This window comes from Catenibacterium sp. GCM10023432 (assembly GCF_042651925.1).
GTDB lineage: Bacteria > Bacillota_I > Bacilli_A > Erysipelotrichales > Coprobacillaceae > Catenibacterium > Catenibacterium mitsuoka.
This window is the reverse complement of record NZ_JBHSEB010000054.1, coordinates 1-15,455: the sequence shown is the minus strand read 5'-3', so window position 1 is coordinate 15,455 and position 15,455 is coordinate 1. Positions and strand designations below refer to the sequence as shown.

Below are 15,455 nucleotides of genomic sequence, written 5' to 3'. Positions count from 1 at the left end.
TGGATTTGAGTTTGGTTATATATTTGTGTCCGCGCAACGAAGGTGCGGGGAAATGGAGGAAAATATGAAAAATTTATTTTATCGCCTGATGATCTATCTAGATACAGCTAGTGAAACAGATACAAACTATTTTATAGCTTTATTTATGGCTAATAATTTTTATCGTATCCCCGATATGCGTATTAGTGAACTTGCAGAAGAATGTTTTGTCTCTCCTGCAACCATTTCACGTTTCTGTCGTGCTTTAGGCTATGAAAACTTTGCGCATTTAAAACAGGAATGCAATAGTTTTCATTCTAATAATAAGAAATTCAATAATTTGATTAATATTGATTTGGAGTGTATGGCACATTCACCAGAGAAGGCTACAGAAGAGTTTGCTCAGCAGATTATTGAATCTACTCAAGAGATTTCAAAAATCCTTGATTGGAAAATATTGGATGAAGTGCTTCATTTAATTCATGATCATGAAGAAGTCGCTTTCTTTGGAACGCAGTTCTCAACAAGTGCTGCAATATTACTACAGACGGATCTATTGATGTTAGAGAAGTTTACTATTGCGTATATGGATTCAGAAAGACAGTTAGAATGTGCAAAACAGATGACTGAAGATTCTGTTGCGATTGTTATTTCGTTGAATGGTAATTTTGAACACGTGGGACATAAGGTCTTACAGTATCTTCATAAATCTAAATGTCATATTGTATGGATTACTTCTACTCATGAAGACAATCTAGGTATTCCTGTGGAATATAAGGTATTAGTCGGTGGTTCTCTTGAAAATAAGACAACTAAGCATGCACTTTTAACGGCTGTACAATTAATGAGTTTACGTTACTATAGTTTATTCTGCCCAGATCTCAAGTCAATGAAGAAGAAATTGGTATAGGTGGTTATATGAGAATAATTAAATCAGAAATAATTACAGAAACAATTAAAGAGTTATGTATTAAAGGTGCCTGTCATCTTCCTACAGATGTCTATAACCGTTTATTAGAAGCCATCTCTACAGAAGATTCTCCTGTTTCTAAACATACATTAGAAATATTAAAGGAAAATGCGGATATTGCTGCTAATAACCAGGAACCAATCTGCCAGGATACAGGAATGGCCTGTATCTTTGTAGAAATAGGTCAGGAAGTCTATGTAGAAGGTAACCTTACAGAAGCAATCAATGAAGGTGTCAGACAGGGATATACTGAAGGATACTTAAGAAAGAGTGTGGTGGATGATCCTGTCTTTGACCGTATTAATACAAAAGATAATACACCAGCAATTATTCATTATGATATTGTGCCTGGAGATAAGTTAAAGATTACGGTAGCACCTAAAGGATTTGGCAGTGAAAATATGTGCCAGGTGAAGATGCTTAAACCAAGTGATGGCATTGAAGGTGTAAAGGACTTTGTTCTCAAGGTTGTAGAAGATGCAGGTCCTAACCCATGTCCTCCTATTGTGATTGGTGTAGGTATTGGTGGTACATTTGATCATGTCACTTATCTTGCAAAGAAGGCGATGATCAAGAAGATAGAAGAACATCATCCGGATCCTCGTTATCGTGCGTTAGAGGAAGAAATGTTGGAAAAGGTGAATGCGACTGGTATTGGTCCTGCAGGATTTGGTGGTAAGACAACAGCACTTGCCTTACATGTAGAAACTTGTCCTACTCATATTGCAGGTTTACCTTGCGCTGTGGCTATCTGTTGTCATGTATCACGTCATCAGGAGGCGACATTATGATTAAATTAGAAACACCTCTTACTATTGAAAAAGTGGAATCACTCCATGTTGGTGATCAAGTATTATTAAGCGGTACTATTTATACAGGACGTGATGCGGCGCATAAGCGTTTTGTAGAAGCATTAAAAAATAATGAACCACTTCCTTTTGATCCTTATGATCAGGTGATTTATTTTGTAGGTCCTACACCTACAAAGCCTGGTCATATTATTGGTAGCTGTGGACCTACAACGTCTTATCGTATGGATGCTTATTCTCCTACCATGTTAGCACAGGGATTAAGAGGGATGATTGGTAAAGGAAGAAGAAACAACGACGTAAAAGAATCAATGAAAAAATACAAAGGTGTTTATTTTGGTGCTATTGGGGGTGCAGGAGCGATTATAGCCTCTTGTATTAAATCATGTGAAGTGATTGCCTATGAAGACCTCGGGCCTGAAGCGGTACGTCGTCTCGTTGTAGAAGATCTACCACTTACTGTTGTAATTGATAGTGAAGGACATGATCTTTATGAAATAGGCCGTCAGGATTATTTGAAAGGAAAGGAATAGTTATGGATCAGCCATTTAGAGATTATAATGAGACAGATATTCTATATCTTCTCATGACATATGTGAACTTTTCATCTGGGCAGGATATGTATTACAGTATTGCGAAAACAATACTTACACATCTTGAACAGATTCCTAGTATTTCAATTAATGATCTTGCAGAGCTTTGTTATACATCTCCAGCAACAATCTCAAGATTCTGCAAGGATTTAAATTGTCGTAACTTTGCAACATTCAAAAAAGAAATGGCGATTGCTTTAGAAATAGCACATGATGAAATTCATTTCTCTTTTGATGACGATTTTAAGATCAAAAAGAATCCGCAATATCTTGTAGATAAAGTCTATGATGATACAAAGAAATCATTGGAATTAGGACAGCAGCAGCTAGATATCAATGATGTCGATAAAATCTGCGAACTTATTCATGATGCTCCTCACGTATTTATGATTGGTTATCAGTTCTCACGTATTGCCTGTCAGGATTTTCAGTTAAAGATGCTGAAACTTGAAAAGTTTCTCTATGCTTTTGCAAATAGAGGAGATGAAGTTCAAAAACTTGATCTGATTGAAGAAAATGATCTGGTTATTATTGTGACAGTACGTGCAAGAAGAGAATTGATTGATTCATTGGTTACACGTGTTAAAAAACAGAAGGCGCGTATTTTGATTGTGACTATGAATAAGGATTATACAAATCCTGAAGTAGATTACTATTACCATTTAAATGGTGAAGAGAGTGATTATACGCAGTCTTCTATTTCTGGTTTTATTGATACAGTTTCATTTTTTAATGTTGTATATTTGCGTTACGGTTTACTCTATAATCAATATTTATTATAACTGTATACGTAGTACCAACAAAATGGTATAATGGAACAAGTTGAAAAGAAAGGAAGTATCTATTCATGAAGAAAAATGAATTAGTAGAAAAAGTTGCTGAAGGAGCATCTTTAACTAAAGCTGATGCAGAACGTGCTATTAATGCTTTAGTTGATGCAGTATCTGGAGCTCTTGTTGAAGGCGATAAAGTGGCTTTAAAAGGTCTTGGAACTTTTGAAGTAAGAGAAAGAAAAGCGAGAACAGGTATTAATCCTAGAACTCGTGAAACTATCGAAATTCCAGCAAGTAAAGTTCCTGCTTTTAAAGCAAGTTCTACACTTAAGGATGCAGTGAATAAATAATAATAAAAAAGTGCTTCGGCACTTTTTTATTTTGATTATTTAGTTTAGAATTAGATAAAAGGGAGTGATGAGGATGATTACAATACTCTATACATCAAAGCATGGAGCAACAGCTAAAATAGCACGTGTTATCAATACATATCTTGATCATACATGCACGTTGATGAACTTAGATGAATTAGATATGGCTGTCTTAGAGAAGACAGATACGATTGTTTTAGGAGTTCCTGTTTATTATGGGGCACTTGATCCAAAGATGGTGGATTTTATCAAGAAGAATCAGGGATTACTTATTAAGAAGCATTATTCTATTTATATTACAGCTCTTTTCCATACTGAATTCATGAGTTATATTACTAAAGAGTTTGATTATTCTATATTAAAGAATGTAACGACAATGGCAGGACTTGGCGGTGCAATCTATTATCCTGATTTAAGTATTCAGGAGAAGATGGTTCTTGCAGTCATGAATAAGAATCGTCCAGTCATTCCAAAAGAGCATCATGTCAATATCTTTGAGAACTTCGATAATCATGAAATAGAATTATTCTCACAGAAGATCAAAAGAATTGAAGATTATGCAATCAAAGTAAAATAAAAAGGAGAAGCGACCTGCTTCTCCTTTAAAATTAATCAACAATAATTGTACCTTCTTTAGGTCCACCAGCAGCATTTGATTCATCTGTATCGATATGCATGAAAGTAGCATAAGTATCTTTAACACGGCACATAACATCACCAAAGATTAATGAACGACCATTTGTTTCAACTTCTACTTTTACAATCTGACGGTCCTTAATACCCATTGCTTCAGCATCTTCTGGAGAAAAATGGATATGACGTTTTGCAGCAATAACGCCTTCAGTTAATTCAACTTCACCTTTAGGTCCAACTAATTTACAAGCTCCACTACCAGCAATGTCTCCAGAACCTCTAACAGGTGCTTCTAAACCTAATGATCTGGCATCAGTAAGAGCTAATTCAATCTGAGTATGGTCTCTAACAGGTCCAAGAACAGACATAGCTTTTTCGCCTCTAGTTCCTACAACCTTTACCTTTTCAGCACATGCAAACTGACCTGGCTGAGAAAGATCCTTTTTCTTTGTTAGTTCGTAACCTTTACCAAATAATGTTTCTAAATCAGCCTGACTTAAGTGAATATGTCTAGCTGAAGTTTCAATGATAATTTTGTTATTCATAATCTGCCTCCTAGTCACGTATTTTACACCCTTTTATACGTTTTGAAAAGGCTTACTTTACAAATATCTATAAGTGTAACCTATCAATGTTTATTTTCATTAATTCTTAAAACTGCTATAATATTTGTAAGTGAGGTTGATGTTATGATAAATATTATTACGTCGGAATTACCAATAATATGGAAGTTTACAAAATCAGCTATTGATTTATTGGCAGTATGGGTTTTATTATACTATGGTATCATGATGTTCAAGACAAACATGCGTACTATGCAGTTATTTAAAGGGGTTATTGTTGTCCTTCTTGTTAAGGCTATTACAAGTGTTCTAGGATTAGTTACTCTTGGTACAATTGTTGATGCAGTAATCACATGGGGAGTATTGGCTATTGTTGTTATCTTCCAGCCAGAAATACGTGTCTTATTAGAGAAGATGGGACAGACTAAAAATGAAGTACAGCATCGCTTATCTGATGATGAAAGAGAACGTGCAATGGATGAACTTGTTGAATCTATTACAACAATGTCTAAGGATAAGACAGGTGCACTTATTACTTTTGAACGTCGTCAGTCTTTACAGGATTTTATTAATACTGGTGTGAAGGTATCTGCATCTATTAAAGCAGAACTTTTAACAACTATCTTCTATGAAGGAACACCTCTTCATGATGGTGCAACTATTATAAAGAATGATATGATTGTTGCTTCTGCCTGTTTTTATCCTCCAACAAATAAGGAAATTCCTTCACAGTATGGAGCAAGACATAGAGCGGCAATTGGTATTAGCGAAATCACAGATTCTTTGACAGTGGTTGTATCTGAAGAAACAGGAAATGTCAGTTTTGCAGCGAATGGAGAATTGACAAGAATTAACTTGAATGAACTTCGTTCTAAATTAATTGCTGAATTGAACTGGTATGGTGAAGGTGGTGAATCCCATGAATGATCCTAAGAAAAAGAAACAGACGGATTCTACAACGGATTTCTTCTTGCAGTTTGTAAAGGAAGAAAAATCTGAAAAAGAGAAGACAGAAGCGAAAAAAGGAGAAAGAGAACAGACTTATACAAAAACAGTGGAAAAGGTCTCTACAGGCTATAACTACTTTAATAAGCTGTTAGATAAGCTTCTTGAGAATAAGCATTCTGTGCGTATTCTTTCATTTGTGCTTGCTTTATTCTTATTTGTTTCATTCTCTGGTGGGGATGTAATGAATTCTACAACGGCTGGGGCAACGCTTAAGAAGGTGCCAGTACAGGTAGAAGGATTAAAGGATCGCTATGATGTATCGGGAGTACCTCCAACTGTAGAAATAGGTTTGATTGGTCCTTCTATGGATATCTATACAACTAAGTTAACAAGTAATTATGAGGTTTATTGTGATTTATCTGAATATAATGAAGGAACACATCATGTTACATTAAAGACAAGAAATTTTGATAGTGATTTGACTGTGATGCTTATTCCTGAAACAGTGACAATTAAGATTCTGCCTAAGGTGGATGCAAAGTTCGATTTAGGATATAAGTTTATTAATCAAGATAAATTAAATGAAAAATATAGTGTTTCAGTTGATTCAATATCTACAAAACGTGTTACAATAACAGCGACACAGAATAATCTTGATAAGATTGATAAGGTCCAGGCACTTATTGATGTGGAGGATAAGACAAAGGCATTCCAGCAGGCATGTGAAATTAAAGCTTTTGATGCAGATGGGAATGAAGTACAATGTACAATTGCACCAGAAAAGGTGAATGTCAGTTGTCATGTTGATTCCTATTCTAAAGAAGTGCCAGTTAAACCAGAATTTGTTGGACAGTTGCAGGAAGGCTATCAGATGACAAATTATAAGTTATCTAGCTCTACTGTAACGATCTATGGTAAACGTACTGATATTAGTGATATTAACTATATTACATGTCAGGTCGATATTTCTAATTTATCAGGATCAACAACTTTATCTGGTATCGCATTACAGGGAAATGACAAAATCAATAAGATATCACAGAATACTATTGATGTGACTATGTTTATTGAGAAAAAATAGAGAGGATAAGTAAAAATGGGTAAATATTTTGGAACAGATGGTTTTAGAGGAGAAGCAAATAAGACATTAACAGTAGAACATGCTTTTAAAGTAGGTCGTTATTTAGGCTGGTATTATAATCGTCATCATAAAGCAAGAATCGTTATTGGTAAGGATACAAGACGTTCAAGTTATATGTTTGAATATGCACTTGTAGCTGGTTTAACTGCCAGCGGTGCGGATGCATATCTTCTTCATGTAACTACAACACCTTCAGTATCTTATATTGTAAGAACAGATGGATTTGATTGTGGTATCATGATTTCTGCATCACATAACCCTTATTATGATAATGGTATTAAGCTTATTAATGATAAAGGTCAGAAGTTTGATGCAGATGTTGAAAAGCAGATTGAAATGTATATTGATGGTTTAACTGAAGAACTTCCATACGCAACTAAGGATGGTATCGGTCGTGCTTTTGATTACTCTATGGGTAGAAATAGATATATTGGTTACTTAATGAGCATTCCTAAGAGAGCATTTAGAAATGTACGTGTTGGTTTAGATTGTGCTAATGGTGCATCTTCTAATATCGCAAAGGCAGTATTTGATGCATTAGGCGCAGAAACATATGTTATCAATGATCATCCTGATGGAGTGAATATCAATACTGATTGTGGTTCTACACATATGGGTTCATTACAGAACTTTGTCCGTGAAAATGGTTTGGATATCGGTTTTGCATTTGATGGTGATGCAGACAGATGTTTAGCCGTAGATGAATTTGGTAGAGTTGTTGATGGTGACTTAATTCTTTATGTATGTGGTCAGGAATTAAAGAAAAACAATGAACTTGCCAACAATACAATTGTTACTACAATTATGAGTAATATTGGTCTTTATAAGGCTTTAGATAAGGTTGGTATTGGTTATGCAAAGACTGCTGTTGGTGATAAATATGTTTATGAAAACATGGTGACTAATGGCAACGTTATTGGCGGAGAACAGTCTGGTCATATTATTTTCTCTAAGCATGCGACTACAGGTGATGGTATCTTAACATCATTAAAGATTCTAGAAACATGTATTGAAAATAAGAAGACTTTAGCTCAGTTAACAGAACCAGTCACTATTTATCCACAGCTATTAATCAATGTACGTGTAAAAGATAAAGCTGAAGTATTAAATGATGAAGATATCAAGAAAACTATTGAAGAAGTGACAGAAGCATTAGGTGATGACGGTCGTATTCTAGTAAGAGAATCTGGTACAGAACCATTAATTCGTGTCATGGTTGAAGCACAGACAGATGAAATCTGTCATGAAAATGTGCTTAAGGTAGTAAATCTTATTAAAGAAAAAGGCTATGCCGTTAAATAATCACATAATCTAACAAAATATTGCCACTTTGCTGGCAATATTTTCACTATAATGGTAAATATGGGAGGTGAGTCTCTTGAAATACAAAATCAACATCATTGATGATGAAAAACAATTGAATGATCTAGTAAGAACTTATTTAGAAAAAGAAGGATATGAATGTACTTCTTTCTATACATATGATGAAGCCTTAATGCATTGTGATGACGATGTTCATTTATGGCTCGTTGATATTATGCTTGATAAGAATAGTGGTTTTGACTTATTAACTGCTATTAAGTCAGCACGTCCTGATATGCCTATTGTCTTCATGTCTGCAAGAGATCAGGAATTTGATCGTATTATAGGTTTAGAAAAGGGCTGTGATGAATACATTACAAAACCATTTAATATGAAGGAAGTGATTCTTCGTATTCATAATGTCTTAAAGCGTGTTTATAAGGATACTGAAATGATTGATATCGATGGTTATATGATTGATGAATCAAAGCGTAAAGTATTAGAGAATGGCCATGAAATTGATTTAACAACCAAAGAATATGAACTGCTTCTCTATTTTATGAAGAATAAAGGTATTGCGATTTCTCGTGAACAGGTCTTAACACGTGTCTGGGATGAAAACTATTTTGGTAGTGATCGTGTCGTAGATGATACATTAAGACGTTTAAGAAAGAAGATGCCAAATATCAATATCAAGACAATTTATGGTTTTGGCTATAGACTAGACTAATGTTTAAATCTCTTTCTTTATTGAAGCAGCTTCTTGTGGTAATTCTAGGTTTAGCTATTATGCTTGTGACTGTTGTCATGCCGGTTGTGGATTCTAATGTTCATGATATTATTGATGACCAGATGTACGAAAAACTAGAAACATCACAAAGAAATACTGTAGAATATGATTTCATGCCTTCTAATAATAAAGAGAAGCCTATTTATACAATTGTCTATGATCCAGTAGAAAATGCTTTCACATTTAGTAATCTTTATGGGGATGCCACTACATTGACATTACTTTATAATTACTTATTTGGACGTGATTTAGAGAAAATAGTCAATAGTAGAAGACACTATACGATAGAAAACAAGGGGACTTATGCAAGAGAAACCTATTATTATCGTATAATGAAGGTTGATGATGAGTATTTGATTTCTATTATGTCTAACTCTTATTCAGATAAGCTGATTAGGGATATTCGTAATCGTATTATTTATATACTTTATGCTGTACTCACAATCTTTGCGTTAGTTCTTGTTTTATGGGTTATCTCTTTGATTCGTCCTTTAAAGAAAATCAAAACCTATGTAGACTCTATTGCGAATCGTGAGGATAGCACTCTTGTCATGGATAGACAGGATGAAATAGGGGTTGTTGGTAATGCGATTGTGACAATGAAAGATGAACTCATGAAGCAGGAAAAGGTCAAAGAAGAAATGATTCATAACATTTCTCATGACTTAAAAACACCTATCGCACTTATTAAAACATATGGGCAAAGTGTTAAGGATGATATCTACCCATATGGGGATAAAGAAAGTTCTATGGATGTTATTTTAGAAAATGCGGACCGATTAGAACATAAAGTCAAATCATTACTCTATTTAAATAGACTCGATTACTTAAGTGCAGAAGAAAGTGAATTAAAGCCTTTCCCAATTAAAGATTTAATTGAACATATTGTCATGCAGATGGAAGCAATGCAGCATATACATATAGAAACAGATCTAGATGATGTAGCCTTCATCGGTAATGAAGAGCATTGGCGTGTTGCGATAGAGAATATTATTGATAATGCGTCACGTTATATGAAGTCTGTGATTATGATTACATTAAAGAAAGATACACTCATTATTTATAATGATGGGGATCCTATTGATGAAGATAAGAAAGAGGATCTTTTCAACCCTTATGTTAAAGGGGTGAAAGGACAGTTTGGTTTAGGTCTTTCTATTGTCGCAAAAATTGCGGATATGTATGGCTATGATATTCATGCTGAAAATAAAGATCCAGGTGTTGCATTTATATTTACGAAAAGAGCTTCCTAGTTGGGAAGCTTTTTGTGTTAGAATAGAATAAAGGAGTTGAGAATATGACTTATTTTGGAGAACATACGCCAAAGCTTGGTTTTGGTTTGATGCGTTTACCACGCACTAATGGACAAATTGACATTGAAGAAACAAAGAAAATGGTGGATGCCTTTATGGATGCTGGACTTACTTATTTTGATACAGCATATGTCTATGAAGGTTCAGAGGAAGCAACTAGAATTGCACTTGTAGAACGTTATCCTCGTGATTCCTATACTTTGGCTTCTAAGATCAATGCAAAGATGATGTGTCATGATGAAGCAAGCTGCCAGGCACAATTAAAGGTAAGTTTAGAGAGAACAGGGGCAGGTTATTTTGATTATTACTTGTTACATGCATTATCTGATGCCAATGTCGCTTTATATGATCAATATCATATATGGGACTTTGTGAAGGATGCAAAAGAAAAAGGGCTGATTAAGCATTATGGTTTCTCTTTTCATGGGACACCACAATTATTGGATGAATTACTCACTAAACATCCTGATGTGGAATTTGTACAATTACAATTAAACTATGCAGACTGGGAAAATCCTGCTATTACATCTCGTGCTAATTATGAAATTGCGAGAAAGCATCAGAAGTCTATTGTCGTTATGGAACCTATTAAGGGTGGTACATTGGCTACTCCTCCCGATTCAGTAAGAGATATTCTGTATAATGCGAATCCTGATATGTCCATTGCATCATGGGCTGTACGTTATGTGGCATCACTTGATGGTATCATTACGGTATTAAGTGGTATGAGTACAATGGAACAGGTATTAGACAATATTTCTTATATGAAGGAATTTAAGCCTTTAAGTGAAGCGGAACAGAATACAATTAAAGAAGCACAAAAGGTATTGGATGCGATTGAATCTATTCCTTGTACAGCATGTCGTTATTGTACACCAGGATGCCCTATGGGTATTGAAATTCCTGATATCTTCAAGGCAATGAACTGGTATAAGATTTATGGTATGAAGGATAAAGCAAAGAATCGTTATGAAGGCATTATAGAAAAGAGTGCGAAAGCATCTGTTTGTATAGGATGTGGTCAATGTGAGGGTGTTTGTCCACAGCAGTTACCTATTATGGAATATTTAAAAGAATGTGCTGATGTATTAGAGGAGTGATGCGATTGAAGAAATGGATTTTATTTTTATTAAGTTTATTGTTGATGACTGGATGCACACAAAAAAAGGTTGAATTACCTCATCCTGTCACAATTGAATTCTATTCAGTCAAGACATGTGCTGAATGTATCGCATTTAAGAAGAATGCGATTCCTTATTTAAAGAAACGTTATAAGAATATTTCTATCAAGATGTATGATATGGATGATACGAAGACAACAGTCCATTATGACCAGGCAGTGAATTCATTAAAGGATTTTGATGAGGAATTTTATGGCTTAGGTCCATTTATCTATGTAAAAGGATATTTCGCATTATTAGGATATGAAACAGATGATGAAGAGATATTGGCAAAAGATATTGAACGTGTCGCTAATGGAAAGAAACCTACTCAAGATTTTAGTGATCGCAGGTTTACTGTTAAGTAGTACATCATGTAAAAAGAATGTATATTCTGTAAAAGTCTATGGACTTAAGTCTTGTGGAAAATGTAGAATATTAATAGATGATTTCAAGGATGATGATAATATCCAGCTGCATATGATTGATATTGATACCCATATCAAAGCCTACAAGAAAGATATCGCATTATATGTGGGTTTGAGTGATAACCAGGCACCTGTCATAATGACAGAGTCATTTGCGAAAGCAGGCTATTCAAGTAAAGATTATAAAGTACTCAAGGATGCAATCATATCAGGTAAGAAACCAGATCTAAAAAATTATTATAAAAGGAGATAAAATTATGGCAACACCACACAATGAAGCAAAAAAAGGTGATATCGCAAAAACAGTCTTAATGCCAGGAGACCCATTACGTGCAAAATATCTGGCAGAAACATATCTAGAAGATGTCGTACAGTTTAATGCTGTAAGAAACATGTTTGGATATACAGGAACTTATAAAGGAAAAAAGATTTCTATTATGGGTTCAGGAATGGGTATGCCTTCTATCGGTATCTATTCTTATGAATTATTTACACAATATGATGTAGAAAACATTATCCGTATTGGTAGTGCAGGTTCTATGCAGAAGGATGTTCATATTAGAGATGTCATTATTGCACAGGGATCATGTACAGACTCTCACTTTGCACATCAATATGAATTACCAGGCACTTTCTCAGCTATTTCTTCTTATTCATTACTTGAAAAGGCTGTAACACTTGCAAAAGAAAAGAAGATCAACTATCACGTAGGGAATGTTTTAGCATCTGATATTTTCTATCATGCAGATACAACTTCTGTAGAAAAATGGTCTAGAATGGGTGTTCTTGCAGTAGAAATGGAATCTTACGCATTATTTGCGACAGCTGCTTATTTAGGTAAGAATGCTTTAACATTACTTACAATTTCTGATTCTTTAGTAAATGATGAACCAGAAACTACTGCTGAAGAAAGAGAAAAGACATTTACTGCAATGATGGAAGTCGCATTGGAGATTGCTTAATGAAACAGAAGTGTGCATTTTTTGATTTTGATTATACAATAGCCCATGGTGATTCTATTAATAAGCTATTGAATTATACCTTAAAGAAGTATCCTTTATCTGTATTCCGCTTTCTTCCACTTATTCCTTATGGAATTGGTTATGTATTACATATCTGTTCTATGGAATCAATGAAATCATGGATTCATTTCCCTTTAGATTTACTCACTGAAGAAGAAATCAAAGACTGTTATGAAAAGGATATCGTCCCTACTTATTACCCTCATATGGTTGAAGAGATGAAGAAGAGACAGGAAGAAGGATGTTTAGTATTTCTAGTCACTGCAAGTGCTGAAGCTTATATGCGCTTTAATACTCTTCCATGTGACGAGTTAATGGGTACTAAGACAAAAATAAAGAATGGGCATTATACATCTCGTATTATTGGTGAGAACTGTAAAGGTAAAGCAAAGGTAACTAGAATTAATCAGTATATGAAGGAACATGATTTAGAAATAGATTATGATCATTCTTATGGTTATTCTGATTCTAATTCAGATCTACCAATGTTGGAATTATGCCGTTATCGTTATCGTGTTGATAGAAAAGATGGCCATTTAACAGACTTTTAAGCAGCATATAAGTGCTGCTTTTTCAAACAGTTCTTGAAAAGTATAAATGTCTAGTTTATACTTTTTACTTAAGAAAAGAGGAATATAAAATGACACGTTATCGTGATACGTATGCTAAAGTGCGTTTAGATTATATTAAAGAAAATGTAGAAACATTATATAAAAAAACTAAAAAGCCTATGGTGGCTATCATTAAAGCAAATGCTTATGGACATGGTTATAAGGAAGTCGCTTCTGTATTAAAGGATGAACCAATTATTCAGATGTTTGCAGTGGCAACTTTAAAAGAAGCAGTAGACTTAAGAGATTTAGGTGTAAAGCAGGATATTCTAGTACTAGGTGCAGTACCACTAGAAGACTTAGATATTGCGATTGAGAAGAATATCAGTCTTGCTTTATTCTCATTTGATTACTTAAGTAAGATTAATGAAATGCATCATTATGATGCACCTGTTAAAGTTCATTTAAGTATCGATTCAGGAATGAATAGAATTGGTTTTAAAACAGAAAAAGAATTTGAACAGGCTATGGAAATGATTGATCCTGCAAAGATTGATGTAGAAGGCATCTTCACTCATTTTGCGACTGCAGATGACTTTTCACAGGATGATGAGTATGAAAAGCAGCTGGCTTTATTCAAGTCTATTGTAGGTAATAATCGTTTTAAGTATGTTCATTGTGATAACTCTGCGGCTATGATGTTCCATCATTCTGATTTTGGTAACCTAACACGTATTGGTATTGCAATGTATGGTGTAGATCCACGTGGTGAAGAAAATAAAGATTTAAAACAGGCGATGAGTCTTTATACTAAAGTTGCAATGGTTAAAGTTGTACCTAAAGGTGAAAAGATTGGTTATGGTATGACTTATACAGCAGATGAAGATCAATATGTTGCGACTTTACCAATTGGTTATGCAGATGGATTTACACGTGCAAATCAGGGTAGAGAAGTTTATATTAATGGTCACTACTATCCTGTTGTAGGAAGAGTATGCATGGATCAGTGTATGGTGAAGGTAGATGAGAACGTAAAACCTGGTGATGATGTAGAAATCTTTGGAGAACATATCTCACTCGCAAAGATGGCTAAGGAAATTAATACAATCCCTTATGAAATCATTTGTCTCATTTCACCAAGAGTGGAGAGAATATATGAAAAGTAGAAATCAATATGCAAAAACAATTCGAAGAATAGAAATCGGTTCTAACTTCTTACTTATTATTGGTATATTAGTCAGCTTCTTTATGTCACTAGGATTACCTGGTACTATTGGAACAGTTGTGCTATATATTTTACTTATGGCTTATAACTTTAAACTAATGAAAAGATGTCGCTGTGATTCATGTGGACATGTAGATGTCTTTACAAAGTCTAGAAGTTTTGTGACAGGTGTAGAAAAGAGATGTCCAAACTGTAACCATAAGTTAAAGAATGATTTACCACTTGATGAAATTGAATTTAAAGACTAAAAGAGATTGCCGCATCGGCAATCTCTTTTTTATAGATTTGCATTAATAAAATCTTTGAAATAATAGTACTGTAGAGCACCTGGATACTTAGCAGTCACTTTACCATTTTTAATAATGAATGTGCAAGGTGTAGAGACATTGACATTCAATTTCTTAGTTAGGTAATCACTAGACTTTCCTTTTGTATCAACATAATAAAGCTTATTTTTTCTATTCTTTGTCTGGTAAGTTGTCATAACTTCCTGGAAAGATTTCATTGTATTATCAGAACTATCACCTGCAACAAGAATAAAGCTATCTTTATTTTCAATCTTCTGTTCAAACTTTGTGCTTGATAAAGTTGTATAAGTTGCATATGTTGCCTGACGATAAATGAATAAGCCAAGGAAAACAACAAGTACTAATCCAAAAACACTGATTTCACGTGCAAATTTCTTGATAAAATCTTTCATCGTTCTTGTACGCCTCCGTTAAAATATTGTAGCAAATTCTACCTCCGCTGACAATATCTTATTGTTTCACTTTGGTATATCTCAATTGTAAAATGAAACTGGAATTAAAAGAATCCCGAATTGCAAGCAGAAACTGGAAATAAGAAGATAAATTAGATTTTATAGAAAATGGTATTATCAGTTA

General features: G+C 34.2%; 20 protein-coding genes. 18 read left to right on the top strand and 2 right to left on the bottom strand.

Translation table 11 applies throughout. The features are described 5' to 3' along the window. Window positions 1-64: 64 nt before the first annotated feature. The 6 genes from ACFOZZ_RS07975 (at window position 65) to ACFOZZ_RS07950 (ending at window position 4,072) form a co-directional block, all read left to right on the top strand. On the top strand, window positions 65-889 hold the full coding sequence (locus tag ACFOZZ_RS07975) for a MurR/RpiR family transcriptional regulator (RefSeq protein ID WP_055233656.1): 825 nt from the start codon (window positions 65-67) through the stop codon (window positions 887-889). An 8-nt stretch (window positions 890-897) separates the two neighbouring features. Beyond that, complete coding sequence (locus ACFOZZ_RS07970; RefSeq protein ID WP_376815039.1) at window positions 898-1,740, top strand: fumarate hydratase; 843 nt, start codon at window positions 898-900, stop codon at window positions 1,738-1,740. Next, window positions 1,737-2,291 carry a Fe-S-containing hydro-lyase gene (locus ACFOZZ_RS07965; RefSeq protein WP_279147879.1) on the top strand — a complete coding sequence of 185 codons (555 nt, stop codon included), beginning with the start codon at window positions 1,737-1,739 and terminating at the stop codon, window positions 2,289-2,291. Before ACFOZZ_RS07970 ends, ACFOZZ_RS07965 begins: the two co-directional genes overlap by 4 nt. A gap of 2 nt (window positions 2,292-2,293) precedes the next feature. Further along, window positions 2,294-3,133, top strand: a complete 840-nt coding sequence (locus ACFOZZ_RS07960) for a MurR/RpiR family transcriptional regulator (RefSeq protein WP_055233659.1) — start codon at window positions 2,294-2,296, stop codon at window positions 3,131-3,133. 65 nt (window positions 3,134-3,198) lie between these two features. After that, window positions 3,199-3,474 (top strand): HU family DNA-binding protein, encoded by a 276-nt coding sequence (locus tag ACFOZZ_RS07955; RefSeq protein WP_006506079.1) that lies wholly within the window; start codon window positions 3,199-3,201, stop codon window positions 3,472-3,474. A gap of 73 nt (window positions 3,475-3,547) precedes the next feature. Continuing rightward, complete coding sequence (locus tag ACFOZZ_RS07950; protein WP_055233660.1) at window positions 3,548-4,072, top strand: flavodoxin domain-containing protein; 525 nt, start codon at window positions 3,548-3,550, stop codon at window positions 4,070-4,072. A 31-nt stretch (window positions 4,073-4,103) separates the two neighbouring features. On the opposite strand, the gene pduL is transcribed toward ACFOZZ_RS07950, so the two are convergent. Beyond that, window positions 4,104-4,673, bottom strand: coding sequence for a PduL/EutD family phosphate acyltransferase (pduL, locus tag ACFOZZ_RS07945; RefSeq protein ID WP_055233661.1), 570 nt, complete (start codon window positions 4,671-4,673; stop codon window positions 4,104-4,106). Between the two features lie 144 nt (window positions 4,674-4,817). On the opposite strand from pduL, the gene cdaA reads away from it, so the two are divergent. The 12 genes from cdaA (at window position 4,818) to ACFOZZ_RS07885 (ending at window position 14,819) form a co-directional block, all read left to right on the top strand. Then, a complete protein-coding gene (cdaA, locus tag ACFOZZ_RS07940; protein WP_238703655.1) occupies window positions 4,818-5,618 on the top strand; it encodes a diadenylate cyclase CdaA in 801 nt (266 codons plus the stop codon). Beyond that, a complete protein-coding gene (locus ACFOZZ_RS07935) occupies window positions 5,611-6,720 on the top strand; it encodes a YbbR-like domain-containing protein (protein ID WP_055233662.1) in 1,110 nt (369 codons plus the stop codon). The genes cdaA and ACFOZZ_RS07935 overlap by 8 nt, the downstream gene beginning before the upstream one ends. Before the next feature lie 15 nt (window positions 6,721-6,735). Beyond that, window positions 6,736-8,082, top strand: coding sequence for a phosphoglucosamine mutase (gene glmM, locus ACFOZZ_RS07930; RefSeq protein ID WP_376815038.1), 1,347 nt, complete (start codon window positions 6,736-6,738; stop codon window positions 8,080-8,082). A 76-nt stretch (window positions 8,083-8,158) separates the two neighbouring features. Further along, window positions 8,159-8,812: a response regulator transcription factor gene (locus tag ACFOZZ_RS07925; protein ID WP_055233664.1), complete on the top strand. Its 654-nt coding sequence runs from the start codon at window positions 8,159-8,161 to the stop codon at window positions 8,810-8,812. Further along, complete coding sequence (locus ACFOZZ_RS07920) at window positions 8,812-10,125, top strand: HAMP domain-containing sensor histidine kinase (protein WP_055233665.1); 1,314 nt, start codon at window positions 8,812-8,814, stop codon at window positions 10,123-10,125. Before ACFOZZ_RS07925 ends, ACFOZZ_RS07920 begins: the two co-directional genes overlap by 1 nt. Window positions 10,126-10,169: 44 nt before the next feature. After that, on the top strand, window positions 10,170-11,285 hold the full coding sequence (locus tag ACFOZZ_RS07915; RefSeq protein WP_376815037.1) for an aldo/keto reductase: 1,116 nt from the start codon (window positions 10,170-10,172) through the stop codon (window positions 11,283-11,285). 5 nt (window positions 11,286-11,290) lie between these two features. Next, window positions 11,291-11,713, top strand: coding sequence for a hypothetical protein (locus tag ACFOZZ_RS07910; protein ID WP_279079377.1), 423 nt, complete (start codon window positions 11,291-11,293; stop codon window positions 11,711-11,713). Then, window positions 11,688-12,026 carry a hypothetical protein gene (locus tag ACFOZZ_RS07905; protein WP_055289327.1) on the top strand — a complete coding sequence of 113 codons (339 nt, stop codon included), beginning with the start codon at window positions 11,688-11,690 and terminating at the stop codon, window positions 12,024-12,026. Before ACFOZZ_RS07910 ends, ACFOZZ_RS07905 begins: the two co-directional genes overlap by 26 nt. Window positions 12,027-12,030: 4 nt before the next feature. Continuing rightward, the gene (deoD, locus tag ACFOZZ_RS07900) at window positions 12,031-12,735 is read left to right on the top strand and encodes a purine-nucleoside phosphorylase (RefSeq protein WP_055233669.1); all 705 of its coding nucleotides are present in this window, start codon (window positions 12,031-12,033) and stop codon (window positions 12,733-12,735) included. Then, complete coding sequence (locus ACFOZZ_RS07895) at window positions 12,735-13,346, top strand: HAD-IB family hydrolase (RefSeq protein ID WP_055233670.1); 612 nt, start codon at window positions 12,735-12,737, stop codon at window positions 13,344-13,346. The genes deoD and ACFOZZ_RS07895 overlap by 1 nt, the downstream gene beginning before the upstream one ends. A gap of 89 nt (window positions 13,347-13,435) precedes the next feature. Continuing rightward, window positions 13,436-14,512, top strand: a complete 1,077-nt coding sequence (gene alr, locus ACFOZZ_RS07890) for an alanine racemase (RefSeq protein WP_278860557.1) — start codon at window positions 13,436-13,438, stop codon at window positions 14,510-14,512. Further along, window positions 14,502-14,819, top strand: coding sequence for a hypothetical protein (locus ACFOZZ_RS07885; RefSeq protein WP_006506093.1), 318 nt, complete (start codon window positions 14,502-14,504; stop codon window positions 14,817-14,819). The genes alr and ACFOZZ_RS07885 overlap by 11 nt, the downstream gene beginning before the upstream one ends. A gap of 29 nt (window positions 14,820-14,848) precedes the next feature. Here the strand turns inward: ACFOZZ_RS07885 and ACFOZZ_RS07880 are convergent, their stop codons facing one another. Further along, window positions 14,849-15,271, bottom strand: coding sequence for a hypothetical protein (locus ACFOZZ_RS07880; RefSeq protein ID WP_055233672.1), 423 nt, complete (start codon window positions 15,269-15,271; stop codon window positions 14,849-14,851). Window positions 15,272-15,455: the final 184 nt, after the last annotated feature.

Bases quoted from the DNA above. Each gene is read 5' to 3' on its own strand.
- ACFOZZ_RS07975 (WP_055233656.1), top strand. From the start codon at position 65: ATGAAAAATTTATTTTATCGCCTGATGATCTATCTAGATACAGCTAGT.
- ACFOZZ_RS07970 (WP_376815039.1), top strand. From the start codon at position 898: ATGAGAATAATTAAATCAGAAATAATTACAGAAACAATTAAAGAGTTA.
- ACFOZZ_RS07965 (WP_279147879.1), top strand. From the start codon at position 1,737: ATGATTAAATTAGAAACACCTCTTACTATTGAAAAAGTGGAATCACTC.
- ACFOZZ_RS07960 (WP_055233659.1), top strand. From the start codon at position 2,294: ATGGATCAGCCATTTAGAGATTATAATGAGACAGATATTCTATATCTT.
- ACFOZZ_RS07955 (WP_006506079.1), top strand. From the start codon at position 3,199: ATGAAGAAAAATGAATTAGTAGAAAAAGTTGCTGAAGGAGCATCTTTA.
- ACFOZZ_RS07950 (WP_055233660.1), top strand. From the start codon at position 3,548: ATGATTACAATACTCTATACATCAAAGCATGGAGCAACAGCTAAAATA.
- pduL (WP_055233661.1), bottom strand. From the start codon at position 4,673: ATGAATAACAAAATTATCATTGAAACTTCAGCTAGACATATTCACTTA.
- cdaA (WP_238703655.1), top strand. From the start codon at position 4,818: ATGATAAATATTATTACGTCGGAATTACCAATAATATGGAAGTTTACA.
- ACFOZZ_RS07935 (WP_055233662.1), top strand. From the start codon at position 5,611: ATGAATGATCCTAAGAAAAAGAAACAGACGGATTCTACAACGGATTTC.
- glmM (WP_376815038.1), top strand. From the start codon at position 6,736: ATGGGTAAATATTTTGGAACAGATGGTTTTAGAGGAGAAGCAAATAAG.
- ACFOZZ_RS07920 (WP_055233665.1), top strand. From the start codon at position 8,812: ATGTTTAAATCTCTTTCTTTATTGAAGCAGCTTCTTGTGGTAATTCTA.
- ACFOZZ_RS07915 (WP_376815037.1), top strand. From the start codon at position 10,170: ATGACTTATTTTGGAGAACATACGCCAAAGCTTGGTTTTGGTTTGATG.
- deoD (WP_055233669.1), top strand. From the start codon at position 12,031: ATGGCAACACCACACAATGAAGCAAAAAAAGGTGATATCGCAAAAACA.
- ACFOZZ_RS07895 (WP_055233670.1), top strand. From the start codon at position 12,735: ATGAAACAGAAGTGTGCATTTTTTGATTTTGATTATACAATAGCCCAT.
- alr (WP_278860557.1), top strand. From the start codon at position 13,436: ATGACACGTTATCGTGATACGTATGCTAAAGTGCGTTTAGATTATATT.
- ACFOZZ_RS07885 (WP_006506093.1), top strand. From the start codon at position 14,502: ATGAAAAGTAGAAATCAATATGCAAAAACAATTCGAAGAATAGAAATC.
- ACFOZZ_RS07880 (WP_055233672.1), bottom strand. From the start codon at position 15,271: ATGAAAGATTTTATCAAGAAATTTGCACGTGAAATCAGTGTTTTTGGA.